Origin of the sequence: Shinella curvata (genome assembly GCF_022899935.1) — a bacterium.
Taxonomy (GTDB): Bacteria; Pseudomonadota; Alphaproteobacteria; order Rhizobiales; family Rhizobiaceae; genus Shinella; species Shinella curvata.
Genome location: NZ_JALJCJ010000002.1, coordinates 1 through 25,920 on the forward strand (window position 1 = coordinate 1; position 25,920 = coordinate 25,920).

General features: G+C 63.3%; 21 protein-coding genes and 1 pseudogene. 14 read left to right on the top strand and 8 right to left on the bottom strand.

The genetic code is table 11. From position 1 onward, the window contains the following. The 3 genes and pseudogenes from MUU55_RS05985 to purU form a co-directional block, all read left to right on the top strand. A pseudogene (locus MUU55_RS05985) lies at positions 1-97 on the top strand (electron transfer flavoprotein subunit beta/FixA family protein); the annotation flags it as partial. A gap of 27 nt (positions 98-124) precedes the next feature. Further along, positions 125-1,054 carry an electron transfer flavoprotein subunit alpha/FixB family protein gene (locus tag MUU55_RS05990; protein WP_244759881.1) on the top strand — a complete coding sequence of 310 codons (930 nt, stop codon included), beginning with the start codon at positions 125-127 and terminating at the stop codon, positions 1,052-1,054. Between the two features lie 98 nt (positions 1,055-1,152). Further along, positions 1,153-2,037, top strand: coding sequence for a formyltetrahydrofolate deformylase (gene purU / locus MUU55_RS05995; protein WP_244759882.1), 885 nt, complete (start codon positions 1,153-1,155; stop codon positions 2,035-2,037). 49 nt (positions 2,038-2,086) lie between these two features. Here purU and MUU55_RS06000 read toward each other — a convergent pair whose 3' ends face one another. Then, a complete protein-coding gene (locus MUU55_RS06000; RefSeq protein ID WP_244759883.1) occupies positions 2,087-2,983 on the bottom strand; it encodes a hypothetical protein in 897 nt (298 codons plus the stop codon). Between the two features lie 17 nt (positions 2,984-3,000). On the opposite strand from MUU55_RS06000, the gene MUU55_RS06005 reads away from it, so the two are divergent. From MUU55_RS06005 to MUU55_RS06015, 3 genes are all read left to right on the top strand, one after another. Beyond that, the gene (locus tag MUU55_RS06005) at positions 3,001-5,139 is read left to right on the top strand and encodes a S8 family serine peptidase (protein ID WP_244759884.1); all 2,139 of its coding nucleotides are present in this window, start codon (positions 3,001-3,003) and stop codon (positions 5,137-5,139) included. Between the two features lie 160 nt (positions 5,140-5,299). Beyond that, positions 5,300-6,379, top strand: a complete 1,080-nt coding sequence (locus tag MUU55_RS06010) for a calcium-binding protein (protein ID WP_244759885.1) — start codon at positions 5,300-5,302, stop codon at positions 6,377-6,379. Between the two features lie 369 nt (positions 6,380-6,748). Beyond that, positions 6,749-7,078 (top strand): hypothetical protein, encoded by a 330-nt coding sequence (locus MUU55_RS06015; protein ID WP_244759886.1) that lies wholly within the window; start codon positions 6,749-6,751, stop codon positions 7,076-7,078. Positions 7,079-7,125: 47 nt separating this feature from the next. On the opposite strand, the gene MUU55_RS06020 is transcribed toward MUU55_RS06015, so the two are convergent. The 6 genes from MUU55_RS06020 to MUU55_RS06045 all read right to left on the bottom strand — a co-directional run bounded on the left by MUU55_RS06020 (position 7,126) and on the right by MUU55_RS06045 (position 12,733). After that, positions 7,126-8,301, bottom strand: a complete 1,176-nt coding sequence (locus MUU55_RS06020) for a glycerate kinase family protein (protein ID WP_244759887.1) — start codon at positions 8,299-8,301, stop codon at positions 7,126-7,128. Positions 8,302-8,447: 146 nt separating this feature from the next. Then, positions 8,448-9,926, bottom strand: a complete 1,479-nt coding sequence (locus MUU55_RS06025; RefSeq protein WP_244759888.1) for an SLC13 family permease — start codon at positions 9,924-9,926, stop codon at positions 8,448-8,450. A gap of 34 nt (positions 9,927-9,960) precedes the next feature. Next, complete coding sequence (locus tag MUU55_RS06030; protein ID WP_244759889.1) at positions 9,961-10,317, bottom strand: hypothetical protein; 357 nt, start codon at positions 10,315-10,317, stop codon at positions 9,961-9,963. A 177-nt stretch (positions 10,318-10,494) separates the two neighbouring features. After that, the gene (locus MUU55_RS06035) at positions 10,495-11,211 is read right to left on the bottom strand and encodes a DUF6065 family protein (protein WP_244759890.1); all 717 of its coding nucleotides are present in this window, start codon (positions 11,209-11,211) and stop codon (positions 10,495-10,497) included. A gap of 254 nt (positions 11,212-11,465) precedes the next feature. Next, positions 11,466-12,194, bottom strand: a complete 729-nt coding sequence (locus MUU55_RS06040; protein ID WP_244759891.1) for an anti-sigma factor family protein — start codon at positions 12,192-12,194, stop codon at positions 11,466-11,468. Further along, entirely contained in the window at positions 12,191-12,733 is a 543-nt protein-coding gene (locus MUU55_RS06045; RefSeq protein ID WP_244759892.1) for an RNA polymerase sigma factor, read from the bottom strand. Before MUU55_RS06045 ends, MUU55_RS06040 begins: the two co-directional genes overlap by 4 nt. 109 nt (positions 12,734-12,842) lie before the next feature. Here MUU55_RS06045 and MUU55_RS06050 point away from each other — a divergent pair, with 109 nt between their 5' ends. The 8 genes from MUU55_RS06050 to MUU55_RS06085 all read left to right on the top strand — a co-directional run bounded on the left by MUU55_RS06050 (position 12,843) and on the right by MUU55_RS06085 (position 22,309). After that, positions 12,843-14,261 (top strand): S8 family serine peptidase, encoded by a 1,419-nt coding sequence (locus MUU55_RS06050; RefSeq protein WP_244759893.1) that lies wholly within the window; start codon positions 12,843-12,845, stop codon positions 14,259-14,261. A gap of 416 nt (positions 14,262-14,677) precedes the next feature. Next, positions 14,678-17,098, top strand: a complete 2,421-nt coding sequence (locus MUU55_RS06055; RefSeq protein WP_244759894.1) for a TonB-dependent receptor — start codon at positions 14,678-14,680, stop codon at positions 17,096-17,098. Positions 17,099-17,150: 52 nt separating this feature from the next. Beyond that, positions 17,151-18,083: an iron-siderophore ABC transporter substrate-binding protein gene (locus MUU55_RS06060; protein ID WP_342346047.1), complete on the top strand. Its 933-nt coding sequence runs from the start codon at positions 17,151-17,153 to the stop codon at positions 18,081-18,083. Between the two features lie 14 nt (positions 18,084-18,097). Continuing rightward, on the top strand, positions 18,098-19,117 hold the full coding sequence (locus MUU55_RS06065; protein ID WP_244760876.1) for a FecCD family ABC transporter permease: 1,020 nt from the start codon (positions 18,098-18,100) through the stop codon (positions 19,115-19,117). After that, positions 19,114-20,100, top strand: a complete 987-nt coding sequence (locus MUU55_RS06070; protein ID WP_244759896.1) for a FecCD family ABC transporter permease — start codon at positions 19,114-19,116, stop codon at positions 20,098-20,100. The genes MUU55_RS06065 and MUU55_RS06070 overlap by 4 nt, the downstream gene beginning before the upstream one ends. Then, on the top strand, positions 20,087-20,884 hold the full coding sequence (locus MUU55_RS06075) for an ABC transporter ATP-binding protein (protein ID WP_244759897.1): 798 nt from the start codon (positions 20,087-20,089) through the stop codon (positions 20,882-20,884). The genes MUU55_RS06070 and MUU55_RS06075 overlap by 14 nt, the downstream gene beginning before the upstream one ends. 130 nt (positions 20,885-21,014) lie before the next feature. Next, a complete protein-coding gene (locus MUU55_RS06080; protein WP_244759898.1) occupies positions 21,015-21,965 on the top strand; it encodes a FecR family protein in 951 nt (316 codons plus the stop codon). Between the two features lie 59 nt (positions 21,966-22,024). Further along, the gene (locus MUU55_RS06085; protein WP_244759899.1) at positions 22,025-22,309 is read left to right on the top strand and encodes a DUF2218 domain-containing protein; all 285 of its coding nucleotides are present in this window, start codon (positions 22,025-22,027) and stop codon (positions 22,307-22,309) included. A gap of 311 nt (positions 22,310-22,620) precedes the next feature. Here MUU55_RS06085 and MUU55_RS06090 read toward each other — a convergent pair whose 3' ends face one another. Continuing rightward, positions 22,621-25,818, bottom strand: coding sequence for an efflux RND transporter permease subunit (locus MUU55_RS06090; protein WP_244759900.1), 3,198 nt, complete (start codon positions 25,816-25,818; stop codon positions 22,621-22,623). Between the last annotated feature and the right edge of the window lie 102 nt (positions 25,819-25,920).

The following is a 25,920-nucleotide window of genomic DNA, read 5'->3' on the forward strand; positions in this document are numbered from 1 at the left end:
GAAGACCGAGGAGCCGTCGGGCCGCAAGGCGGGCGTCAAGGTCAAGTCGGTGGCCGAGCTGGTCGAGAAGCTCAAGACCGAAGCCGGCGTGCTTTGATCCGGACGATTTGAGGAGATTACGAACATGGCCATTCTTCTTCTGGCAGACCACGACAATGCAACGCTTTCCGACCAGACCGCCAAGGCGCTGACGGCAGCGGCGAAGATCGGTTCCGACGTGCATGTGCTCGTCGCCGGTTCCGGCGCCAGGGCGGCCGCCGATGCGGCTGCAAAACTCTCGGGCGTGACGAAGGTGCTGCTCGCCGACGATGCGAGCCTCGGCAACAATCTTGCCGAACCGCTGGCCGCGCTCATCGTGTCGCTGGCCGGCAATTACGATGCGATCGTCTCGGCTGCGACCTCGGTCGGCAAGAACGTTCTGCCGCGCGTGGCAGCGCTGCTCGATGTCGCGCAGGTCTCGGAAATCGTCGAGGTGGTCAGTGCCGATACGTTCAAGCGTCCGATCTATGCGGGCAATGCCATCCAGACGGTGCAGTCGACCGATGCGAAGAAGGTGATCACCGTGCGCACGGCGTCGTTTGCCGCTGCCGGTGAAGGCGGTAGCGCATCCGTCGAGACCATCTCGGCCGCAGCGAACCCGGGCCTTTCGAGCCACGTCAAGGATGCGCTGTCTTCGTCGGACCGTCCGGAACTGACATCTGCGAAGATCATCATCTCGGGCGGCCGTGCGCTGGGCTCGTCGGAGAAGTTCCAGGAGGTCATCCTGCCCGTCGCCGACAAGCTGGGTGCGGCCGTCGGTGCCTCGCGTGCTGCGGTCGATGCGGGCTATGCGCCGAACGACTGGCAGGTTGGTCAGACGGGCAAGGTGGTCGCGCCGCAGCTCTACATCGCCTGCGGCATCTCGGGGGCGATCCAGCATCTGGCGGGCATGAAGGACTCGAAGGTGATCGTGGCGATCAACAAGGACGAGGAGACCCCGATCTTCCAGGTCGCCGACTACGGTCTCGTCGCGGACCTGTTCGAAGCACTCCCGGAATTGCAGAAGGCCGTGTAAGCACACACCTGTTTGATCTTCGCCTCCCAAGCGAGGAATGGCGCGGTCCAAAAGGTCGCGCCATTTCTATGATATTCAAGGCCTTGGAGACACGCCCGATGAAAAGCCACGTCCTGACCGTATCCTGCCAATCGACCCGCGGTATTGTGGCCGCGATCACCGGCTACCTCGCCGAAAAGGGGTGTTACATCTCGGACAGTTCGCAGTTCGACGACCTGGAGACGGGCCTGTTCTTCATGCGGCTGACCTTCCTGTCGCAGGAAGGCGTGTCGGAGGAGGATATCAAGGCCGGTTTTGCGCCGGTTGCCAAGAAGTTCGCCATGACCTACCGCTTCAACGACAGCGACGAGCGCATGAAGGTGCTGCTCATGGTGTCGCGCTTCGGCCATTGCCTGAACGACCTGCTCTACCGCTGGAAGATCGGCGCGCTGCCGATCGACATTGTCGGCGTCGTGTCGAACCACTTCGATTACCAGAAGGTCATCGTCAACCACGACATTCCCTTCCACCACATCAAGGTGACGAAGGAGAACAAGCCGCAGGCCGAGGCCCGGCTGATGGAGGTCGTCGAGCAGTCCGGCGCCGAACTGATCGTGCTTGCCCGCTACATGCAGGTTCTGTCGGATGCGGTGTGCAAGAAGATGTCGGGCCGGATCATCAACATCCACCACTCGTTCCTGCCGTCGTTCAAGGGAGCGAACCCGTACAAGCAGGCCTTCGAGCGCGGCGTGAAGCTGATTGGTGCGACGGCGCATTACGTCACGGAGGATCTCGACGAGGGTCCGATCATCGAGCAGGACGTGGCGCGCATCACGCATGCGCAGTCGGCGGAGGACTATGTGTCGATCGGCCGGGACGTGGAGAGCCAGGTTCTGGCGCGCGCCGTGCACGCCCATATCCACCACCGCACCTTCATGAACGGCAACAAGACCATCGTCTTCCCGCCGTCGCCGGGCTCATATGCGTCAGAACGCATGGGGTGAGGACGATGTGCTGAACGATGGTTTCCTATGAGTTTCGGACCGGGAAAACCTAGCCAGGCTCTGTCCGAGCAATCATTTGTTGAGATTGTCGATGAGCCTGCGCAATGGCCCGGAATTTCACGGACTGCCAGCGCGCGTAGTCGAGGAGCAAGGATGGGGAGACCGACAGGTCGCCCTGATTGGCGGGAAGACTCCAGAGGAGCAATCCCTCCGCGCGGGCCCGCGAGAATATCCGCTGCACATGGCCGCGCGACAGGGTGTGGCGCGTCGAAATCTCGCTTGCATGAAGCGGCCCGAGACAGATCGGTTGGTCCACGCGCCCGGTATCCATCGGCAGGCGGCAGATCAGCTCATGCAGAATGTTGCTTCCCGATTCCGTGCGCACGAACAGGTCCACGCTTGCCGGTGGTTCGGCCCAGGCCGGATCGAAGACGAGGGCGCGAACCGCCAGCGGATGCATGCAGGCGAGACGGCGGGGATCCTCTGCAAGTTCTGAAACCCGTCTGCCGCCGTCCAGTCTGTCCAGGGCCGCGAGGTGGCTTTCCAGCCATTGACCGACAAGCGTTTCGGCATAGGGGCTAAGCTGCAGCGGCTTGATCCGCTTGTCCCTGCTGTCTTGCGGCACGAGCAAGCCATAGGCGCGCATTTCCGCGAGATGAGCCGTCAACGTATTCTTGCTGAAGCGCTGCTCCTGCGCGAAGAACTCGATGAGTGAGCCGGCGGTCAGTGGCGCGCGCGCCTCGTCGTGCTTTCGTTCGAAATGCAAGGCGATGATCGCCTGCGTTATGAGCCATTTCTGCATGCTGGCCACATAGCGCACGACCCTGGGTGCCGTATCGTGCATCGCAAGGAGTTGTTCGGCCGCATCGCGCAGAACGGCGAGGAATCGAGGATCGTGGTTTTCCATCATCGAATCGAAATGATCTATCCGTCCCGGAGGCTGCATCGTCGTCCTGTCGCGCCATGCGTTATGGCATTCTATCGGGCCTGCCTACCAGCCGTGTTTTGCATCGTGATGTCACGGTAGCCACCGGTGACTCAATTTTGGGTGCACCGCCGCCCAAGCGGTTTCCTGTGTTGATCCGATTGTCCTGTTCTCGCTATGAGTGCGCAGACTTTTGGGGAAAGATCATGAAATCAATCCTTTATCGCTTAAATACGTACTGCGCCATCGTGCTGTTGATGGCCCCCTCTGTAAAGGCACAGGACTTCCAGGCTGAGTTCGACAGCCAGTGGGGCCTGCGGATGATCGGCGTCGACAAGGCGCTCGAAAAGGGCCTCGACGGCAAGGATGTCAAGGTCGGCGTGGCGGATACGGGCCTCCAGATCGGCGGCAAGCTGCATTCCGAGCTTGTCGGGCGATACCGGGGGCTCGGCATCGATGGCTTCGGCGGAAGCCTGGATGACACCGATGGTCATGGAACCCACGTTGCCGGGATCATTGCCGCGAACCGGGACGGAAAAGGCATGCTCGGCGTCGCCTCGGGTTCCGAGATCGTGGCCTTGCGGGCGCTTCTGGACGGTGCGTCCCTTGAAGAGCAGCAGATCGCGACGATAAACGTCTATCGTTACGCCTTGAAACAAGGCGTGCGCATCTTCAACGCATCCTATGGCTATCCGGGTCCGTTTACCGATTATAGCCCGGAAATCATCGAGTCTTTCGCCGCCGGGGAATTGAACGTCTATCGCGAGGTCGTCAATGCCGGTGGTGTGATGGTCGTTGCCGCGGGCAATGACGGCTGGGAGGAGCCCAGTGTTCCCGGCGCGCTGCCGGTGCTGTTTCCGGAATTGCAGCGCGGCTGGATGGCCGTCGCGGCCGTGAACCCGGACGTTGAGCTCGCATGGTATTCGCAGGGCTGTGGCGGCGGGGCGAAGTACTTCTGCATCTCCGCGCCGGGCGGTGACGAATTCTATGGTGAAGAAGGCCTGATCAATTCGACCTGGCTTGATGGAAAATATCTTGGCGAGCAGGGCACGTCGATGGCGGCGCCCCATGTCTCAGGCGCGCTTGCCATCGCCAAGCAGCTCTATCCGAATGCCAGTGAGCAGGAACTCGCGCAGCTGGTGTTTCAGACGGCGACCGATATCGGCGATGCCGGACTGGACGATATCTACGGCTGGGGCCTGCTCAATGTCGGCAACATGGTGACGACCCGTGAAGCCGAGGCCGGCGCTATTTACGCTCAGGCCGCATGGTCCCACGCAACGACTGTGAACCGGGTCGCCGATATCATCGAAAGCCATGCCGATCGGCCGGACCTGGATCGCTACGGCTTCTGGCTGACCCCGTTCGCCGGTCGCACCGACCTTTCGCTTGGCAGCTCGGACCTTTCGGGCCAATTCACGACCGGCGGCCTCCTGGGTGGTTTCGACTATGCGATCGATGACCGATGGACTGCCGGAGCGGCAATCGGCTTCAGCCAGAACCGATTTGCGGCCGATAATGGCAACAAAGTCGAAGACACGTCCTATCACGCCGCGCCGTATATCGCCTATGAAAGCGATACTTTCTTCGCCGGCGCGACCATGGGTGCCAGCTTCTTTTCGAGCAAGACCCGCCGGGTCAGCGCACCGGGTATGGCGGATACGATCCTGGGCATGGCAGGTCTCGATATAGCCGGCGACCAGAGCGATCGCGCTTTATGGGCGACGGCGCGTGTCGGCAGGCACTTCGATCTCGAATCCGTTGACGTGTCCCCCTATGTGTTCAGCCGCGTCGCCCGTCAGCATCTCGGTGCTGTCGACGAAACGGGAACAAGCGTCCTCACGCTGAGGGCAGCGTCCGCCACGAACCTGACCGGTGACCTCGGTCTCGGCATGACGGTGCGTGCCAAGCCGATTGAGTGGAGCGACATCCTCGTGACGCCTTCGCTCAACGTTGCCTACGGACGGCGCGTCGGCACGTTCAAACGGTCGGTCGAGCTTCTGGGGTCGTCGATCACAAGCAAGATCGACCCGTCGAGAAACCGGGTGGAACTTGAGGCCGATCTGCTGCTGACCGGTACGTCATCCGCTCTCGAAGGGAGGGTGACTTATCAGGCCGGAGTGAGCAGCGACGCCGTCAGCCACACAGTCTCGGCAAACCTCAACATGAAGTTCTGAACGCAGAGAGGCGGGATTCTCCCCGCCTTTTCCGACCGCTTGCATCGAGAAAACAATCTTTCGTCTTTGGAGTATTGTCACGCGCTCGAGTGATCGCGGCTGCCTTCAAGACGGCCAGCAGCCCAAAAGGTGGTGCTCATGAGCGCTTTTTTCCGACGGCGTGCACAAGGTAACCAAGGTCTTCACTATCACAGTCACGGATATCCTGGAGACGATCAGCGGCACGGCGAAGAACGACGTGCTCAAGGGTGGCATCGGCCTGGACCGTTTACTGGGGCTGGCCGGGAACGACACGCTGCTTGGCTATGCCGGCAACGACGTGCTGGAAGGCGGTGACGGCAACGACGTCCTGATCGGCGGCGCCGGTGCCGATCGCCTTCTCGGCGGCAACGGCAGTGACACCGCCTCCTATGCCGGCGCGAAGGCGGGCCTGGTGGCGAGCCTTGCCATGCCGTCGATCAACACAGGCGATGCCAAAGGCGATACTTATTCCTCGATCGAGAACCTTACCGGCACTTTTCATGCCGACAAGCTGGTTGGCGATGCCAATGCGAATGTGCTGAATGGCGGCGCTGGCAATGACACGCTGGAAGGTGGCGACGGAAACGACCTTCTGATCGGCGGGGCCGGCGCCGACCGCCTTTTCGGCGGCAACGGCACGGACACCGCTTCCTATGTCGATGCAAAGGCGGTTGTCGTGGCGAGCCTTGCCGCCCCGTCGATCAACAAGGGCGATGCCGGCGGCGACACCTATTCGTCGGTCGAAAACCTCAGCGGCTCCTCCCATGCAGACAGGCTGACGGGTGACACCAAGGCGAACGTAATCGACGGTGGCGCTGGCAATGACCTGCTTTCCGGCGGGGCGGGCAGCGACCAGATCATCGGGGGGCTCGGCTTCGATGACCTTTATGGCGGGACGGGCAGCGATCGATTTGTCTTCCGGTCGGCAAAGGAGCTCGGCACCTCGAAGACGGCGACGGACACGATCTTCGACTTCTCGCAGAAAGAAAAGGACGTGATCGATTTCGCTGCCATCGATGCCAATATCGGAAAATCAGGCAACCAGGCCTTCAGCTTCATCGATACCGCCAAGTTCTCCAAAAAAGCGGGTGAACTGCGCTACGAGAAAACGAAGGCCAACACCTTCGTGTACGGGGATGTCAACGGCGATGGCACGGCAGACTTTGTCCTTCACATCGATGCGGTGCTTTCCCTGAAGCCGGGGGATTTCCTGCTATAGGGGCGTGGAAGTGCAGGTTTGGCCGATGGATCACAGCGTCGATCTTGCCGAATGCAGCAATGGCCGCCACTTCGCGGGGCGGCCAATGGCCATGCTCAGAGGTTTTCCTTGTAGAAGAGGATCGGCATGGCCAAAGCGCCAGTTCGCCGGATCCGGTTCGTCACTGGATCATTTCCGTGTGCACGGGCTTGTGGCATTGTCGATGAAGGTGCCGGGCGACACTTCGCGCAGACGGGGAAAACCGAAGATATAGGAGCCGTTCCGACCCCAATCCCTCGCGTCCTGACGATCCTCATCACATAGTTGCTGCTCGCTCTTCATTTCGCTGTTTCAGCGCTTGTGAAGAGACGATGCTCCAGGAGAATGCCAATGAACACGAGTTGTCCCGTTCTTACCGTGGCGGAGAATCACTACGTCCAGATACAGGAGAAGCTGGAGCGTGAGATGATGGCAACGATCTACGAGGCTATCGCGAAAGCCAGCGAGCAGGCCTCGCAGGAGATGCAGGCCGTCGAAATCGATGTGCCTGCGCCCGCCCGCGAATACTTCGTCTCTGTCGCTCACCAGAAGCTGTTTTTGTTGCTCTGTGGCGCTGACACCGAGACCTTCGAGGGGGGCGACCCCGAGATCGCCACCAATATAATCCAGAACGGTATGAACATCCGCGACCACTATTGGATCCGAAGGTCCGAGACGTAACCTGACGGCCTCGGAAGACCGCCAGGTACGATGTGCTCGCCCCGACCTCACGCCGCCCTGTGGGGGCGGTTCCGCAGGCTCATGCCAACCATCACCATGCGCGCGGCGTCCTCCGCTGCCCGGGCCAGCAGTTTCGGTGCGGAGGAAATGGCGTCCTCCAGCGAGCAGGGACGGCTGAGGATGGACGCGAATGCATCGATGCCATGCTCGAAATTGAGCTGTACGCCCTTGCCGAGCGTGCCGGCAAGCGCGATGACAGGGACACCCATGCCCTTTGCCCGCTGCGCCACCTCGGCCGGCACCTTGCCGAATGGCGTCTGCCCGTCGAGGCTGCCTTCCGCGGTGATGACGAGGTCGGCGGTCGCCATGAAGCGGTCGAGCTCCAGATATTGCATGACGATGTCGTAGCGCGGGTGCAGCTTGCCGCCGGCAAGACCGAGGATTGCCGCACCCAGCCCGCCGGAAGCACCGCCGCCCGGCGCCGAGCCGACCTCGATGCCTGTCGTGTGCCGGATGGCGGCGGCGTAGACTTCCATCGCGTCCGCGAGTATCTCGACCTGCGCCGGCGTTGCGCCCTTTTGCGGGCCGAAGACCCGGGCGACGCCGCGCTCGCCGAGCAGCAGGTTGTGCCAGTTGACGGCGGCATCGATGCGCACGGCATCAAGGCGTGGATCGCGGCCGGACATGTCGATGGATGCAAGGTCGGCGAGGGCCGCGCCACCGCGGGGCAGGGGTTGGCCGTTTTTGTCGAGCAGCCGTATGCCGAGCGCCTCGGCCATGCCGGCGCCGCCGTCGTTGATGCCACTGTCGCCGCAGCCGAGCAGAATGCGGCGAGCCCCTCGATCGAGGGCTGCGCGGATCAGCTCACCGACGCCGTAGCTCGTCGTCAGGCATGGATTGCGGCGGTCGCGCGGCACCAGGCTGAGGCCGGCGGCGGCTGCCATCTCGATGACGGCGGTCGGCTCGCTGCAACCGCCAAGGAAACCGAAATGCGCCGCGACCGGGTCATTGACCGGGCCGGTCACAGTGAGGGAATGGAGCGTGCCGCCGGTCGCCCTGACAAGGGCCTTGGTGAAGCCTTCTCCGCCATCGGCCATCGGCGCCTTCAGGATGGTGGCGCCGGGGAAGGCACGGTGGACACCGCGTGCGATGCAATCGGCCGCCTCGTCCGCAGAGAGGCTTTCCTTGAAACCGGAGGGGGCGACGAGAACCGTGAAAGCCATGGGGCGTTCCTTTTCTGTTGTGACACTCATGTGACAAGGGAGGAACGGCACGCCGCACGATCTATTCCATTTGCGACGAAAAAATTTAGCCGGCTAAATAAAAAAGACCGCCAGCGGCGGCCGTTTCTTCCCGATCGGAGGAAGCGTCAGCGTAACGGCAGGCCTTGTAGCGGCCAGACCACGGTGGCGAAAACGATGAGCAGGCCGATGAATGGGCCGATCAGATAGCTGGCAAGCCGCAGGAGATCGGACTGGCTGAAGGTCGCCTGGTCCAGGCTGCCGAAGAGAGCGACGGGCTTTGCCGATACCAGCAGGGTCTGGCAGAACCCGCTCGCTAACGTGACGACCATGATGAGGTTGAGCGGATCGACGCCGAGGGCGGCAAGTGGCAGGGCGAGTGCGGGAATGAGCACGGTGGCTCTTGCCGTTCGCGAGGTGATGACGAGGTGCGAGAGCGTTGCGGCAATCGCGGCGAAAGCGATGAGAAGTGCGGGCCGGGCTGCAATCCCGTTGCCGGCAAGGCTGACGACCCGTTCGGCCAGCTCCGCCGCCGTGCCGGTTTCGAGCAGCGCTTCGCCGATGACGAGCGTGCCGGCAAGGAAGAGCAGGAGATTCCATTCGACGCCTTTCAGCGCGATCTTGAGGGAGAGGCCCGAGATACGCTCCGTCGCCAGCAGCAATGCGGTGACGATCGCGATCAGCGCCATGCCGACGCCGTGCAGCGGCTGGATGACGAAAAGCACGACCATCGCGCCTGCTGTGGCCATAACGGTCCATTGCTGCCGCGTAACGCGGGCCGGCGCGTTTTGGGAACCGCACCGGGTAAGAACCATTCCACGCTCCTCGGCGCTCAGGAAGACGTACAGCAATACGGCGCAGGCGAGCAGCGAGCAGAGGAGGGAGAAGGGGCCAGCCAGGGCGAGCCAATCGACAAAATCGGGGCTGTGGCCGCGGGTTCGCTCCATCATTTCGGCGGCGACGAGATGGGCGCCGGCGCCGATCAGTGATGCGCCGGCGGAGAGCAGGATGATGGAGGGAAAGAGCAGCGCCAGCACCCGATTGACCCTTGTATTGCCGATAGCCGTGGCAAGGCCGAGATAGACTGGCGCCAGCATGGCGGCGCGGGCCGATGTGGAGGGGATGACGAAGGCGGTGGCGAAGATCAGGAGTGTCAGAACCCAGAACAGGCTCTTGACCGTGTTGAGCCGGGCGAGCAGGCGGCCGATGATCTGTTCGACCACGCCGACCTGCCGTAGCACGCCGGCGACGACGAAGGCCGCGAGCATCAGCCAGACGATGTCGTTGCCGAGCGAACGGTAGAGCACCGCCTCGTCGACGGCGCCGACGATCGGCAGCATGGCCGCGCCGGCCAGCGCGACGGGCGTATCCGGCAGATCGAGAATGGTCCAGGCAACGATGGTGGCGACGAAGACCGCAAGGGTCAGCCGCATGGGCAGGGTCAGGCCGTCGATTGCCAGGAAGATCAGCATGGCGCTGAAGATTAACACGACCGCCGCGACGATCTGCCTGACGCGGGCCAGCGGTACGACGGGCTCGCAAATCGGGGACGGTTCCCCACGCCGGTCGGCGTGGGGTGCGGGAGGGGCGATTGCATAAAGGGTCAAGGTCTGCCCTCCTTTCGGTTTTTCAGACTGCGTCTCAATCGTCGGAAGACGAGTTCGACGAGGAATTGGAGGACGAGTTCGAGCTCGAATTGCTCGAGGAATTGGAGGAGCTGTTCGAGGATGAGTTGCTCGACGAGTTGGAACTCGAATTGGAACTTGAATTGGAGCTGGAGTTGCGGGAGGAGTTCGACGAACTGTTGGAGTTGCGGTTGGAGTTCCAGCTGCCGCGGCGGTCGTCGTCCCGGTCGCGGCGGGCACGGACCTGGCCCGCCGTGTTGCTGCGCGCCATTTTCTGCAGGAAGCGCTGGACGGGATCGTCGGCGACAGCCGGTGCGGGGCCAGCGGTCCCCACCACAAGGAACGCGCCGAGGATTGCGATGAGTTTCTTCATGGTATTTCTCCTTTGCATGACAGCCTCGCCGGCTGCAAAGGAAGAACGATGGATGGTGACATCTATTCCCGATGAAATTATTTATTTTTCAATGACATAGTGGTTTGTTTCCGCGCATGCCTGTTCACCGCCGCTGCGCGTGGCAGAGCGGTGAACAGACAGGATCTGTCCTTGGTACTATCGCTGCGCGCGGGCGAACCTGCGGTACCAGCCGTCCGCGGCAAGCGTCTTGCGGAGGATCGATTTGCGGACGGCGCCCTCCGCCTCATGCTCGGCGCGGATATCCGCGTTGAGGTCGGAGGTCTCCCGCCGGAAGGGGATGACCTGCACGATGGGGGTGCCGCGTTCCAGGACATGCAGCCCGTCCTCGCCCGTGGCGAAGAAGGGAAAATGGATCTCCGACTGGTAGGTATCGGTGTCGACGATGCCGGAGACGACCTCGAAGATGCCGTTCGGCCGGTTGAGCGGCGGCACGAAGAGGCAGCTCCAGCCGGGCGGCGTGCGGATGGTCCAGTAGTTGTGGAACTTGCAGGGCGGCAAGGGGTCGCGTGGATTGCCAGCGACCTGGTGGTTTGCATGGTTGCTGACCAGGGTACGGTCGAAATCCCAGCCGCAATCCACGGTCCTGCCGTTGTCGGATATCTCCATGCGCACGGTGCCGGCAAGCCCGATCACCCAGCCGGCGGCCATGGCGTCGATAAAGGGCATGCAGCGTTTTACCGTCAGGCCGCTGTTGGTCGGCGAGACATGGGCGGCATCGACGGGTGGCAGTTTGCGGAACCAGTCGGGCAGGGCCGTCTTGGCGCGCACGGGAGGCGGAATGACGCCGTCGTCCTCCTTGCGGCAGAGAAAGGTCAACCGGGGACGCGGCTTTTTAAGCAGGGTGAGTGCCATCGCTGTTCTCCTCATCGTTCGATGGAGGAAGAACGGCACCGGGCGAGGTCTATTCCCGGCTTTGTGAAAAATAGGACTGGCGTCAGGCCGGGGCTCTCAGCAGGCGGTCACCGTCGAGGACCGGTTCTGCCGTACCCGAACCGAACCGTACCGCTCACAGCTTCGCCTCCTTCGAGGGAGAGAGGAAGATCGCCAACATCGAATCCGATAGGCGGTGGACTACGCCTGAAAGGTGCGTCGGGCGCGCTCCTGTTTCAGGGAGACAGCGCCTTGCGCTCCTCTTCGGCCGAAAGCGGTGCGCCGGCCTGGATCGAGGCGAGATAGGCATCGACGGTCTCCTGCGCGGAAGCAGGCATGTAACCATCGGTCTGTGGCGTCGTCAGCGCGAGCCGCGTCGCCCATGCGCCGTCCTGGCGGCAGGCGACGGTCTGCGTGCTGCTGCCTGGTTGCGTCAGCCGATATTCGCGGCAAAGGTCGCCGCGTTCATCGCGGAAGGTGGCGACGATGTGCAGCCGGGTGCCGGACGCGCCAAGCGCGACGTCCCGGCCGGAAGCCTCGCGGTCGAGGGCTGCTGCGACTTCGGTGCCGGAATCCACTGTCGAGGGCGCGATGCGCCCGAGCGTGAAGCCGATGACGCCGGTGATGACCGCGACGAGGCTTGCCGCGACCGGCATCAGCCAGGCCCGGGCCTGGGGCTGCGGTCGGACCGGGAGGGCGACGATATTGTCCTGCGGGGTTTCATTGCCTTCGGCCGCCTGCACCATACGGCGCACCGAGGCGGCAAGCGCGTCCGGCACCGGTTCGTCGATCAGCGGCTTGAGAGCGTCGCCGACCAGCCGGCGGCTGTCGAAGAAGACGGCGAGCCGTTCGGCAAGGGCCTCGTCCTCCGCCAGCGCTTCTTCCAGCGCAAGGCTTTGCGCCTCGTCCAGTTCGCCATCGGCAAAGGCCATCAATGTTTCGTCGTCGAATTGCTCTTTGCTCATAGAACGCTGCCTCTCGTATCGGACGAACGCCCTTCGTCGAAACTTATTCCCGTGAGTTCCATCAAATTTTTCCGTGCACGGGCAAGGCGGCTCATCACCGTGCCGATCGGAATCGCAAGCACCTCGGCGGCATCGCGATAGCTCATATCCTCCACGCAGACGAGAACCAGCACTTCGCGCTGTTCCGCCGGCAGTTTCTGCAGTGCGGCGGTCACCCCGGCAAGATCCATGCGTGCATGGGTGGCAGCCTCGCCGGAGGGGACGGACACATCGAGCGCTTCGTCTATATCGTCATGCGGGCCGGCGGTCTTCTGGCGGCGCAGGTGGTCGATCCAAAGGTTGCGCAGGATGCGGAACATCCATGCATCGAAGCGGCTATCGGGCGCAAAACTGTCGGCGGCGAGGATCGCGCGCTCGCAGGCCGTTTGCACCAGATCGTCGGCCAGCTCCCGCGAACGGCAAAGCGAAATTGCAAAACGTCTGAGGTTCGGCAGGAAGGCTACAAGCCGTTCCGGCACCGTCGGCATTGTGTTCGTCATGCGATTTCTTTGGCACGCCATGGAATAAGCTGTCGAGTCAAACGTATGTGCGAGATGACGATGAACAGAAGGCGACCCGGACGAGCGGCGTCGCCACGGGAGACGGACCATGTCGAGCCGCCTTGTGGACAAAACAGCACGCTTTTCCTTCCTCGCCGTGCTGGTCATGGTGGGGATTCTTGCCCTGCCAGCGCCGCAGGGCGGTCTCGCACCAGGCGTTGCCGTGGCCCTTGCCGATGACGGCGATGATGGCGGTGATGATGGCGGCGGCAGTGGCCGTGGCCGTGGCGGTGGCAGCAGCGGTCATCGTGGCGACCGTGGAGGCAACGGCCGCTTCGAGATACCACGCATCCTGCGCCCGCTCTTCTCCCGGTCCGAACGCCAGGCCCGTCGTGCGCCCGTACGTCGGTCGGTCGTGATACCGAAACAGGCGCCGAACGAGATCGTTGCGACGGGTCTCGATGACGGCGCGATTGCCGGCCTGACGCAGGACGGTTTTGTCATCGACAGCCGCATCGAGGTCGCGCTGATCGGCGGCGAGATGGTTCGCCTCCTTGTCCCCCGAGGCATGACGCTCGAGGCCGCGCGCGCCGCCGTCTCCGCTCGCAGCGCCACCGCAACGGTGGATTTGAACCACTTCTACCAGTCGCAGTCGGCGAAGGTTGAAAAGGCAGCCTGCATGCGGGAAAGCTGCAACCTGGCACGCCATCTGGTCGGCTGGCCGACCGGCGGCGACGGGAGCGGCATGGCCTGCCTCAAGCCTCAGCGCATCGGCCTCATCGACACTGCGATCAATGCCGAGCACGCGGTGCTCGCAAAGGCGCGGCTGGAGGTGTTGAGCCTTGGCGGCGGAAAAGACACGGGTTCGGGCGAGCAGCACGGCACGGCTGTCGCCGCCTTGTTGGTCGGCGCCCCCGGCAGCCGCGTGCCGGGCCTTCTGCCGGATGCGGAGATCGTCGCCGTCGATGCCTTCCAGCGTTTCCGCAAGACGACGGACATCGCCAATGTCTACGACCTCGTACGCGCGCTCGATCTCCTGACCCAGCGCGATGTCCGGGTGGTCAACCTGAGCCTCACGGGGCCGGCCAATGCGGTACTGCAGCGGGCGGTGGCGGCTGCTGTCGGCCGCGGAACGATCCTTGTCGCGGCAGCCGGCAACGATGGACCGAATGCGGAGCCGGTCTATCCGGCCGCCTATGACGACGTGATCGCCGTAACGGCGGTCGACAAGGCCCGCAATCCCTATCGCCGTGCGGTGCGGGGAGACCATATCGACATCGCCGCGCCTGGTGTCGGGGTCTGGACGGCGGCATCGGTGTCGGGTGCCCGGCAGAAGAACGGCACGTCGTTCGCTGCTCCCTTCGTCACCGCCGCCGTATCTGTCCTCCTCAGCGCAAGGCCCGGTCTTTCACCCCGCGAAGTCCAGGCAGACCTGATGAAGTCCGCCGAGGATATCGGCAGTCCTGGCAGGGACAGAATCTATGGCTGGGGGCTGCTTAATGCACGAAGCCTCTGCAAAAAGGGCTGACCGCAAACCTCGATCCCTGCATGGTGATGGAGCTCCTGTGCGTGCTGACACCGCAGGACGTTACGGCAGCCTGTCCCGTCAACTCTGGTTTTACGGGTGGCGAGCGATGGAATGTCATGCCGCCCGGGAGCCCTTCCCGGGGGGCGAATGCCCGCTCGCCTCGTGCGCGATAGGGCGCGAAGCTTTCTCACATGCCGAAGGTCAGGCCTGCGCCGGCTTCAGCGGTGGAGCGGTGCGCACCCGCGAAATTGCTGAACGCGGCGCTCCCGCACCGAACCGGACCGGGCGGTTCTGGAAAACATCGAACGGCAGGAGTCCCAAATCGGGAAACCCAATCGTCAAAGCCGTTGAGTGGGTGTGATCCGCTCCATTGGTGGACTGCGGCGCCTTGAACGCTGCATGGATTGGGGGTTTTGATGAATATGCGTTTTTCCGTCAGGGCGATGCTTCTGGCCGGGACTGCAGCTCTTGCGCTCGGCGCAGCGGCGCCGGCCGCCGCTCAGGCACAATTGCAGCCACAGTCCACGGCTCGCTCTATCACCGTGCCCGCCGGTCCGTTGACGCCCGCGCTGAACAGTCTTGCTGCCCAGACAGGCCTGCAGATCCTCTATGACGCGTCGCTTGCAGAGGGAAAATCGACGGCGGGCGCGCGCGGCAACCTGACGCCCGAGCAGGCGCTGAACACCCTGCTGGCAGGCACCGGTGTGGATGCGCGGTTCGCCGGCAGCAATCAGGTGACGCTGAGCATCGATCCGGCGGGAACCGGTGCCGCGACCGGTGAGGTCGATGAGAGCGCGACCATGCTGGAAGCGATCACGCTCTACGGCGCGCGCGAGGCGACGACGTTGAACGACACGACTGCAAGCGTCGGTATCGTCGATGCCCGGGCAATCCAGAATGGTCAGATCCGGCATACGCAGGATGCCTATCGCCGCCTTGCCAACGTGCTGGACAGCGCCACGGTCAATTCCGGCTTCGTCATCCGTGGCATGAGTTCCGAAGGCTTCGTCCCCGGTGGTGCGCCGGTCGGCTCGCTCTATGTCGATGGCATCCTCCAGACCCGCTACAATGCGCGTTTCGGCGCCCGCAACCTCTGGGATGTCGAGCAGGTCGAGGTCTATCGCGGCCCGCAGTCGACGCTTTCCGGCCGCGCCGCCATGTCGGGTGCGGTCTACATCAAATCGAAGGATCCGACCTTCGACAAGGAAGTGGAGCTTTCCAGCACTGTCGGCAGCAACAATCTCGTCGGTGGCGCTTTCGTCGTGAACACGCCGCTGGCCGAAGACCAGATCGCGCTGCGCATAGCCGGTGCCTTCGAGCGCTCGCGCTCCGATGTCAGCTACTCGAATTTCAGCCACTATGCCGGCTACGACGACCTGACCACCGATATCAGCGGCACGATCAGGGCCAAGGTGCTGATCACGCCGTCCGAAATGCCAGAGACCCGCGCGGTCGCGACCTATTCCTACTCGAAGGATCGTCCGAACGACCGTCTGGTCGGGCTCTATGACGGGCGCGGCGACTTCAACAACAACCCTGATACCTATACCGAGTATCGCTGGACCGAAGTCCACAATCTCGGCCTCGAAGTAACGCACGATATCTCCGATGCGCTGCGCGTCACCTCGCAGACAGGTTTCCAATACGGTATAAACAATCGGCGCTCGGTCGATGGCGATACGCCCGGCTATGTGACAGGCATTTGGGGTACGGACAACGATTCCATCGTCACCCAAGAGCTGCGTCTCAACTATGAGGCGGACCGCTGGAAATGGGTCGCCGGGGTCTTCGGCAGCCACCAGGTCTTCGACGGCGCATCGCGCTTCATCGCGGAGCCCTATCCGGATTTCATGCCGGGCGTGATCTACCAGCTCGACGACGATCAGAATCGCACCACCACGAACCTCGCTGTCTTCGGCGAGGCGACCTATGAGTTCGCGTCCACGTGGTTTGCGACCGTCGGCGGCCGCGTCGATTATCTGAAGGAAAAGAACACCGAGCTGAACTCCATGGTTCTCCACGGCACGGATCCGGTTTGGTCGCCGCCGAACGGCACCTCGTCCTTCAACGAGGTCAACTTCGTGCCGAAAGTCGGCCTGGTGAAGGAGTTCGGCGACAGCCACAAGGTCGGCGTCACCTATTCGCAGGGCTTCCGTTCGGGCGGCTCCTATGTCAACCGCAGCCAGGCGCCCATCTACACGATCGACACATACGATCCGGAACATTCGCAGAGCTACGAGCTGTCCTACAAGGGGATGCTGCTCGACGACCGGCTGACGCTGAATGCCAACCTCTTCTATACGAAGTACAAGGACCAGCAGATCGAGATCCGGCCGCGCTCCGACATACCGGGTTATCGCGTCACGGAGAATGCCGCCTCCTCGCGCGCCTGGGGTTTCGAGATCGAGCCGAACTATCAGGTTACCGATCAATTCTCGGCATTCGCGTCGATCGGTTATCTGAACACCAAGTTCCTCGAATGGAACCATGGCGGCCTCGGCGATCAGGCCGGCAAGTCCTTCCCGGAAGCGCCGGAATGGACCGTCGGTTTCGGTGGCCGATACGAGTTCGAGAACGGCGTCTATGTCGGCGCGGACGCCAAATATACCACGGACTACAATTCGCGTTTTGGCACGAAGGGCATGTACAAGATCGACTCCCGGTTCCTCGTGAACGCCCAGGCTGGGTTCAAGAAGGACAACTGGGAGATCACCGCCTTCGCGGAAAATCTCACCGACGAGAAATACTTCACCATCGTCGATCCCGATGCCGCCTTGCCCTTCGGCCAGGCCGGTGCGCGGCGGTCGTTCGGGTTGAATGTCCGCGCCAAGTTCTGATCGTGTCGCGGGGTGAAAGCCCCGCGACCGTCATCCGCATCCCTCCGAAACGGTGTTTGCCTTGCGTTTTTGTCTGATCGTCATGTTCCTTCTGTCTTCCTTCTCCCTGGCGAGTGCCGCCTGCCAGGGACGGGAGATAACGGAAGGTGTCTACAAGCCGCCGGTCTGCGTGCCGATCGAGGCAAAGAGGATCGTGACGCTCGATCCATTGCTGACGCTCGGCCTTCTCATCGAACTTGAGGCACCTGTCGTTGCCACGCCGTACATGGCCATCCAGGACGAACAGGTGCTGAATGCCGTCAAACAGGCGAAAATGGTGGATCTCGGCAATCCGCGCGAACCCAGTCTGGAGCGTGTCGCGGCTCTGAAACCCGATCTCATCATCGGCAGCACCGAGGGGCATGCCGCGATATACGAGACGGTGTCGAAGATCGCGCCGACGGTCTTCCTCGATCACACCGAGTGGAAGATCTATCGTCAGCGCATCGCGCGGATCACCGGCCGCGAGGGAGTGGCCGACGACGCGCTCGCGGCCTATGAAACGCGTGTTGCCGCGATCCGCGAGCGCATGAAGGACAAGGCTCTTACCGTGTCCACCGTCCGCTTCGCACCGGGCCGTTTCGTCGTTTTCCTCGACGGTCCTGCCGCCTACGCGCCCTTTTCGGTTCTGCACGAAGCGGGCGTGAAGCGCACCGCTTATGAGACGGTGACGGACGGCACGATCGTCAAGCGGCCGGATTGGGAAGAATTGGCCAATCTCGATGGCGATATTCTCCTCTATGTCTCCGCCAGCGGCTTCGAGAGCGGTCCGGACGATGCGCTTGAGAAGGAGGTAACGAACAACCCGCTCTGGCAGCTTCTGCCGGCCGTGCAGAATGGCCGAGCCCACCGGGTCGACCGGGCGACCTGGCAGAGTTTCCACGGCATCGCCTCCGCACATCGCATCCTCGACGACATCGAACGCTACATCCTGGCGGATCGATGATCCGCCCATACGGCATGAATACCGCACGTCGCATGGCGAATGACGGAGGCAGGCCTTTGGGCCTGCTTCTGCTGTTCTGCCTGCTCGTTGCCGCTGTGCTGTGGTCGCTCGCATCGGGTGCGAGGCATATCCCGCTTGCGACCGTATGGCATGCGGTTGTCGGCTTCGACGGGTCGCGGGAACACCTGCTGGTCATGCTGATCCGTCTGCCGCGCGTGCTCGCCGCCGTGCTCGCGGGCAGCGCGCTTGCCGTCTCAGGCGTCATCATGCAGGTGGTGACGAACAATCCTCTTGCCTCGCCGGGACTGCTCGGCATCAATGCCGGAGCCGCGTTTGCCGTCGTGCTGGTCATGACGCTTTTCGGGACTGGCACCGGCGATGTCTATATGTGGTATGCCTTCGGCGGTGCGGGCGCCGCCGCGCTGCTCGTCCATGGGATGGGATCCTTCGGCCCGTCGGGGCATTCGACGATCGGGCTGGTGATCGCCGGCGCCATCGTTGCGACCTTCCTGACGGCACTGACGAGCGCCATACTCATCTTCGACCAGAACACGCTCGATGCCGTCCGCCTCTGGACCGCGGGATCGGTGACCGGCCGGACGATGGCGCAAAACGCTGCGGTGGCACCCTACATTCTGACTGGGCTTGCGGCAGGCCTGTTCCTCGGGCGTCATCTCGTGACCCTGAGCCTTGGAGCGGAAGCCGCGCGGTCGCTGGGACAAAATCAGGCGGTCTGGCGGTCGGTTTCCATCGCCGTCGTCATCCTGCTGGCCGGCAGCGCCGTGTCGCTTGCCGGGCCCATCGGCTTTGTCGGGCTGGTCGTTCCCCATATCGTGCGGTTGACGATCGGTGCCGACTATCGCTGGGTCCTGCCTTTCAGTGCGGTCGGTGGCGCGCTGCTTGTCGTGGTCGCCGATCTTGCCGGCCGCATGATCTTCGGGAGCCAGGATTTTCCCGTGGGTGTGACGACAGCCCTGATCGGCGCGCCGTTCTTCCTCTGGCTGGCGCGCAGCCGTGCAGGGGGCGGATCATGACGCGCTGCCTTCTTGTCCTCGTGATCATCCTTGCCGGACTGGTGATCGCCAGCCTTGCACTGGGTGACGTCGCCTTGTCCCGGCAGGATCTCTGGGAAACGCTCACCGGATCGCACGACAGGACCTCCCGCAACGCCATGATCGTCTTCGATCTGCGGCTTCCGCGTGTGCTGCTTGCCGCCCTCGTCGGCGCCGCCCTCGCGACGGCCGGCACGATCACGCTCGCGATCATGCGCAATCCGCTCGCCGAGCCGGGCGTTCTGGGCATCAACAGCGGTGCTGCGGTTGCGGTGATGGCCGTCATCGTGCTCCTGCAGGACCCGCCGGCTCTTTTGCCTCCCGTTGCCGGCTTCGCAGGGGCGGCCGCGATGGCGGCTGCCGTGTTCCTTCTGTCATGGCGCGGCGGAACCTCGTCGTTGCGCATCATACTGACTGGCATCGGCCTTGGTTCGCTGGCCGGCGCCGCCACGACCTTCCTTTCGGCCTTTGGCGATATCGGCGATGTCCAGCGCGCGATGATCTGGCTGGCGGGCAGCGTCTATGACGCCAGCCTAGCCAAGGTGCGTTTCCTGTTCCTCTGGCTGGTCATTCCGCTTGCGCTGGCCTGGATGGCCTCGCGCGAACTGGATCTGATCCGTTTCGGGGACGACACGGCAAAAAGCTTCGGCCAGCCGGTCGATCGGACCCGCGGCCTGATGATCGTACTCTGCACGCTCATATCAGGAGCTGCCGTCGCCGCGGCGGGGCTGATCGGTTTCGTCGGGCTGGTCGCGCCCCATGTCGCAGGCCGGCTGGTCGGCCCGTCGCACGCGAGAATTCTGCCCGTGGCCGCCCTGTGCGGGGCGATCCTCGTGGTGGCCGCCGATCTCCTCGGGCGGCTGGTCATCGCGCCGGTCCAGATTCCGGCCGGGATCGTGACGGGGCTGATCGGAGCCCCCTTTTTCGCCTCTCTCTTGTGGAAACGCCGCCATGCCCGTGGATGAAAGCAACAGATCCGCAAAAATAGCCGGGCGGGGCGTGTCCATTGCCTATGGGAGCCGCCGCATCGTCGAAGACCTCGATCTTGTCGTGCCGGAGCGTCGTTTCACCGCGCTCGTCGGGCCCAATGGCAGCGGCAAATCCACGATCCTGCGCACATTCGCAGGTCTCATGAGAGCCACGGGCGGGTCCATTCTTCTGGATGGCAGAAGCATCGCGACACTCGGTGCGCGGGAGATGGCGCGACGTGTCGGCGTGCTTCTCCAGGGGCCGGTGGCGCCCGAGGGGCTGACGGTGCGCGATCTCGTCCAACAGGGGCGTTACCCGCATCGCTCGCTCTTCGGACGCTGGTCCGAAGCCGATCAGGCCGCCTGCGAGGAGGCGATGATGCTGACCGGCACCACGACATTGGCCGATACGCCTCTCGATACGCTCTCCGGCGGCCAGCGGCAACGCGCATGGATTGCGATGACGTTGGCGCAGCAAAGCGAGGTGCTGCTGCTCGACGAGCCGACGACCTTTCTCGACCTTGCGCATCAAATCGAGCTGATGAACCTGATCACGGTCCTCGTGCGTGATCATCGCAAGACCGTTGTCGCCGTGCTGCACGACCTCAATCAGGCGGCACGTTATGCCGAACATGTCGTCCTGTTGAAGGATGGGAGGATTGCCGCGGCTGGTCACCCATCGGACGTGATTTCGCAGGACACGATTGCCGATGTGTTCGGGGTGCGCTCGATGGTCATTCGCGATCCCGTTGCCGGAACGCCCCTTTGCGTGCCGTTGTAGTCTCGGGCGGATTGACGTTGCGCTGGACGGTTTGGCGCATTGCCTCGACCGTCCTCTTTGGATCGATTAAGAGTCCCGAACGGGCGATGCCAATCGTCTAGATGGTAGAGCGAGGCTCCGGGAGAAGGTGATGCGGGGCAACCGTGCCAATCAAATTCAGCGAAAACGCAACAGGGAGGCAACGGACTGGCTGTTGCGCAACCGTGATCCCGCGCAACCCGCGGAGGAGAAGGCGCATTTCAAGGATTGGCTGGACGATCCGGAAAACTGTCGCACATACCGGCTCGCCGAGACGCTGATGGGAGATGCCCGGTCTGCCATCCAGTCCGATCCGGCCTTGCGGAATACCAGAACCGAGCCGCGCAGCCGCGCCAAGCCCGTTGCGTCGGCCATGCTGCTCCTTGGCTGCGCCGCCGCGACGTTTCTTGCCCTCGACGGGCCGATGCGCCTGCGCGCCGACGCTATGTCCGGCATCGACGAAATGCCGATTCTGACCCTTGAGGACGGCTCCGTCGTGCAGATGAACGCGTCGTCCGCGATCGCCGTGGATTTCGATGAAAAACGCCGGACGATCCGGCTGCTGCGCGGTCAGGCGTTCTTCAAGGTCGCGCCTGCGCCCTCGAGGCCCTTTACCGTCGAGGCTGGAGATACGCGCGTGACGGCTCTCGGCACGGCTTTCGATGTCCGGTATGGCGCTCTGGATACGGGGGTTACGGTCACCGAGCACACCGTTCTGCTTGAAACCAGCGATACACGTTCGCCCTCCATGCGCCTCTCCGAAGGCGAGCAGGCCACCTATGAGAGAGCCAGCGGAAAGACGGAGATCCAGCCCGTGGACGGTCTCGTGGCGCTCGCCTGGCAGCGCGGCCAGCTCGCTGTGGAAAACGCGCCGCTTTCCTATGTCGTCGAGGAGATCGGCCGCCATTTCTCCGGCCGGATCGTTCTTGCCGGGAGCGGGCTCGCAAACCGCCGGGTGAGCGGCACGATCACCGTCTCCGACACGGCGTCGGCTCTTGCCTTCCTTCGCCAGGCGCTGGGTGTGAAAGTGACGCGGGTCGGCCCGCTGATCGTCATCCGCTGACAATGATCGAGACATTCGACCCTCGAGAGGGCGTAGCAACCGATGACAGGAGCGGCCGTATGATCGAAGCCACCGCAGTGATGAAAACTGAATTTGCATCCAGATATCTGGTCCAGATGTGCAAGCACTTTGCCCACAAGGTCGACGTTCAGTACACCGACACCCATGGCGAATGCCGTTTCAACGGTGGTGTCGCGACCTTCGAGGCAAAGGCGGACGGTCTGCAACTGGTCGTGAAGGCCCCGAGCGAAGAGATCGTCGCATGGGCTCAGTCAGCCATTGAAACCCATCTGGTGCGTTTTGCCTTCCGGGAAAAGATCGACGGCCTCGTTTGGCAGCGTTGAATCGTCGTCGTGCCGGCTGAGGCATATCCGCGTGGCGTTTCATGGCATCACCGAGCCCTCTGCCTGAAAATGCCGGCATATACCGTTGTGCCGACGGCAAGCCTCAAACGAAAACGCCCGCCGAAGCGAGCGTCTTGTCTGATGCATATGTCAGGTGAGCAGGCAGGATCGAATGGGTCGTTCGCGCGCATCTGAATGGTCGACTTTCGAAGGGCTTATTCTCACCCGTCTGCGTGGGGAGCGCCAGGCGCCGATGATCCGGCCCGCAGTTGCGGCCCGGATCGTTTCGTCGCGCGAGCGCGAGCGGCTTGTCAATGCTGGGGCGCTGCCACGCCTTCCGCTTCGTCGGCCATCGTCGAGCGGCCGTGCTGGACGAGCGGGCGATTGCCGGCCAGACGACGCAGCAGGACGTAGAAGACGGGCGTCATGAAGATACCGAAGAAGGTGACGCCGATCATGCCGGAGAAAACGGCAAGACCCATGGCGGCGCGCATTTCGGAACCCGCCCCCGTTGAGAGCACCAGCGGCACGACGCCCATGATGAAGGCCATGGAGGTCATGAGGATCGGGCGCAGGCGCAGGCGGCTGGCTTCGATCGCCGCCTGCATCGGCGTGCGGCCCTCGAATTCCAGTTCGCGCGCGAATTCGACGATCAGGATCGCGTTCTTCGCGGATAGTCCCACCAGCACCACGAGACCGATCTGAGTGAAGACATTGTTGTCGCCCCCCGTATACCAGACGCCGGCCAATGCCGCGAGCACACCCATCGGCACGATCATGATGATGGCGATCGGCAGCGTCAGGCTCTCATACTGGGCGGCCAGCACGAGATAGACCAGCAGCAGCGCCAGCGGGAAGACGACGATGCTCGAATTGCCGGCGAGGATCTGTTGATAAGTGAGGTCCGTCCACTCGAAATCGATGCCGGCGGGCAATGTTTCCGCGGCGATCTTTTCCACAGCGGCCTGGGCCTGGCCCGACGAGAAGCCGGGCGCCGGCCCGCCATTGATATCGGCGGCGAGGAAGCCGTTATAGCGTGTGGTGCGCTCCGGGCCGGTCGTCGCATCGACCTTCAGGAGGGCGGCGAGCGGGATCATCTCGCCGGATTGCGAACGCACCTTCAGCTGACCGATATCCTCCGGCTTGGCACGGAAGGCGGAATCGGCCTGGACGCGCACGCTGTAGGTCCGGCCGAAGGCATTGAAGTCGTTGACATAGAGCGAGCCGAGATAGATCTGCAGCGTCTCGAACACATCCGTCACCTTGACGCCGAGCTGCTGGGCCTTGGCCCGGTCGAGATCGGCATAGAGCTGCGGCACGTTGATCTGGAAGCTGGAGAACAGGCCCGCCAGTTCCGGCGTCTGGTAGGCCTTGCCGAGGAAGGCCTGCGTGGCGTCGTTGAGCGCGGCATAACCGAGACCTGCACGGTCCTCGATCTGCAGCTTGAAGCCGCCCGTCGTGCCGAGACCGTTGACCGGCGGCGGCGGGAACATGGCGATGAAGGCGTCCTGGATGCCGGCGAATTTCTGGTTGAGCTGCATGGCGATCGCGCCGCCGGAGAGATCCGGCGTCTTGCGCTCCTCGAAATCATCGAGCACGGCGAAGACGATGCCGGAATTGGAGCCGATCGTGAAACCGTTGATCGACAGGCCGGGGAAGGCGATGGCGTGTGCCACGCCGGGCTGGGCCAGCGCGATGTCGCTCATCTTCTTGATGACTTCTTCCGTGCGGTCGAGGGTCGCGCCATCGGGCAACTGGGCGAAGCCCACCAGATATTGCTTGTCCTGCGCCGGCACGAAGCCGCCCGGCACGGCATTGAACACCGTGTAGGTGGCGCCGACGAGGGCGAGATAGACGATCATGACCAGCGACTTGCGCGTGACGAGCCCGCCAATGGTGCGGCCATAGCCGTTGCCGGCCGCGTTGAAGGCGCGGTTGAAGCCGCGGAAGAACCAGCCGAACAGGCCATCCATGAGGCGGGTCAGCCAATCCTTCGGCGCATGATGATCCTTCAGCAGAAGGGCGGCGAGTGCCGGGGATAGTGTCAGCGAGTTGATCGCCGAGATGACCGTCGAAATGGCGATGGTCAGGGCGAACTGGCGGTAGAACTGGCCGGACAGGCCGCTGATGAAGGCGAGCGGCACGAAGACGGCGACGAGCACCAGCGCAATCGCGATGATCGGGCCGGAGACTTCCCGCATGGCGCGGTAGGTCGCTTCGCGCGGGCTGAGGCCATTCTCGATGTTGCGCTCGACGTTTTCGACGACGACGATCGCGTCATCCACCACGATGCCGATCGCCAGCACCAGGCCGAACAGCGTCAGCGCGTTCACCGAGAAGCCGAAGGCATACATCACGGCGAAGGTGCCGATGATCGAGACGGGCACGGCGAGCAGCGGGATGATCGAGGCACGCCAGGTCTGGAGGAAGACGATGACGACGAGCACGACGAGCGCGATGGCTTCGAGCAGGGTATCGACGACCTTGTCGATGGAGGCGCGCACGAATTCGGTGGTATCGTAGACGATCTCGTATTTCACGCCGTCGGGCATGGCGAGCTGGAGCTGGTCCATGGTGGCGCGCACATTGTCGGCGATCTCGATGGCGTTCGAGCCCGGCGCCTGGAGCACGGCGATGGCGACGGCGGGCTGGCCGTCGAGCAGCGAGCGCAGCGTGTAGTCGGCCGCGCCCAGTTCGACGCGGGCGACGTCCCGCAGGCGGGTGATTTCGCCTGATGCGCCCGTCTTGACGATGATGTTGCCGAACTCTTCCGGCGTGCGCAGGCGGCCCTGGGCGTTGACGTTGAGCTGGAGGTTCACTTCGTTCGGCGTCGGGGAGGCGCCGATGATGCCGGCGGCGGCCTGCACGTTCTGTTCGCGGATCGCGTTGCTGATGTCGCTGGCGGCCAGCGCATGTTCGGCCGCCTTCTGCGGATCGATCCACACGCGCATCGCATAGTCGCCGGCGCCGAAGACCTGCACCTGGCCGGCACCTTCGATACGGGCGAGCCGGTCCTTGATGTTGAGCGTGGCGTAGTTGCGCAGATAGGTCACGTCATAGCGGTCGGTCGTCGAGACGAGGTTGACCACCATGATGAAGTCGGGCGAACTCTTGACGGTCGTCACGCCGAGCGCGCGCACTTCCGCCGGCAGGCGCGGTTCGGCCTGCGACACGCGGTTCTGTACGAGCTGCTGGGCCTTGTCCGGGTCCGTGCCGAGCTTGAAGGTGACGGTCAGCGTCAGCACACCGTCCGACGTCGCCTGACTGTTCATGTAGAGCATGTCCTCGACGCCGTTGATCTGCTCTTCGAGCGGTGTCGCGACGGTCTCGGAAATGACGACGGGGTTGGCACCCGGATAGACGGCGCGCACCACGATGGAGGGCGGCACGACCTCGGGATATTCGGAAATCGGCAGTGATCGCATGCCGATCAGGCCGGCGACCACGATGAGGATCGACAGCACACCGGCAAAGACCGGGCGATCGATGAAGAAACGGGAGATGTTCATGTTAGCACCCTCTCCAGGATGAAATTCGGACGAACGGTCCTGTCCGGCGGGCATAGCTCCGCCGGCGGACATTGATTTGCTTGGGTTACGGGGCAGGGCGCG

What these genes read in the sequence shown, in the direction of transcription:
- MUU55_RS06020 (WP_244759887.1), bottom strand. Translation starts at nt 8,301, where the DNA reads ATGGCTTTCACGGTTCTCGTCGCCCCCTCCGGTTTCAAGGAAAGCCTC.
- MUU55_RS06070 (WP_244759896.1), top strand. Translation starts at nt 19,114, where the DNA reads ATGACGCGCTGCCTTCTTGTCCTCGTGATCATCCTTGCCGGACTGGTG.
- MUU55_RS05990 (WP_244759881.1), top strand. Translation starts at nt 125, where the DNA reads ATGGCCATTCTTCTTCTGGCAGACCACGACAATGCAACGCTTTCCGAC.
- MUU55_RS06090 (WP_244759900.1), bottom strand. Translation starts at nt 25,818, where the DNA reads ATGAACATCTCCCGTTTCTTCATCGATCGCCCGGTCTTTGCCGGTGTG.
- MUU55_RS06075 (WP_244759897.1), top strand. Translation starts at nt 20,087, where the DNA reads ATGCCCGTGGATGAAAGCAACAGATCCGCAAAAATAGCCGGGCGGGGC.
- MUU55_RS06055 (WP_244759894.1), top strand. Translation starts at nt 14,678, where the DNA reads ATGAATATGCGTTTTTCCGTCAGGGCGATGCTTCTGGCCGGGACTGCA.
- MUU55_RS06015 (WP_244759886.1), top strand. Translation starts at nt 6,749, where the DNA reads ATGAACACGAGTTGTCCCGTTCTTACCGTGGCGGAGAATCACTACGTC.
- MUU55_RS06030 (WP_244759889.1), bottom strand. Translation starts at nt 10,317, where the DNA reads ATGAAGAAACTCATCGCAATCCTCGGCGCGTTCCTTGTGGTGGGGACC.
- purU (WP_244759882.1), top strand. Translation starts at nt 1,153, where the DNA reads ATGAAAAGCCACGTCCTGACCGTATCCTGCCAATCGACCCGCGGTATT.
- MUU55_RS06040 (WP_244759891.1), bottom strand. Translation starts at nt 12,194, where the DNA reads ATGAGCAAAGAGCAATTCGACGACGAAACATTGATGGCCTTTGCCGAT.
- MUU55_RS06035 (WP_244759890.1), bottom strand. Translation starts at nt 11,211, where the DNA reads ATGGCACTCACCCTGCTTAAAAAGCCGCGTCCCCGGTTGACCTTTCTC.
- MUU55_RS06000 (WP_244759883.1), bottom strand. Translation starts at nt 2,983, where the DNA reads ATGCAGCCTCCGGGACGGATAGATCATTTCGATTCGATGATGGAAAAC.
- MUU55_RS06080 (WP_244759898.1), top strand. Translation starts at nt 21,015, where the DNA reads ATGCGGGGCAACCGTGCCAATCAAATTCAGCGAAAACGCAACAGGGAG.
- MUU55_RS06085 (WP_244759899.1), top strand. Translation starts at nt 22,025, where the DNA reads ATGATCGAAGCCACCGCAGTGATGAAAACTGAATTTGCATCCAGATAT.
- MUU55_RS06005 (WP_244759884.1), top strand. Translation starts at nt 3,001, where the DNA reads ATGCGTTATGGCATTCTATCGGGCCTGCCTACCAGCCGTGTTTTGCAT.
- MUU55_RS06065 (WP_244760876.1), top strand. Translation starts at nt 18,098, where the DNA reads ATGAATACCGCACGTCGCATGGCGAATGACGGAGGCAGGCCTTTGGGC.
- MUU55_RS06045 (WP_244759892.1), bottom strand. Translation starts at nt 12,733, where the DNA reads ATGACGAACACAATGCCGACGGTGCCGGAACGGCTTGTAGCCTTCCTG.
- MUU55_RS06050 (WP_244759893.1), top strand. Translation starts at nt 12,843, where the DNA reads ATGTCGAGCCGCCTTGTGGACAAAACAGCACGCTTTTCCTTCCTCGCC.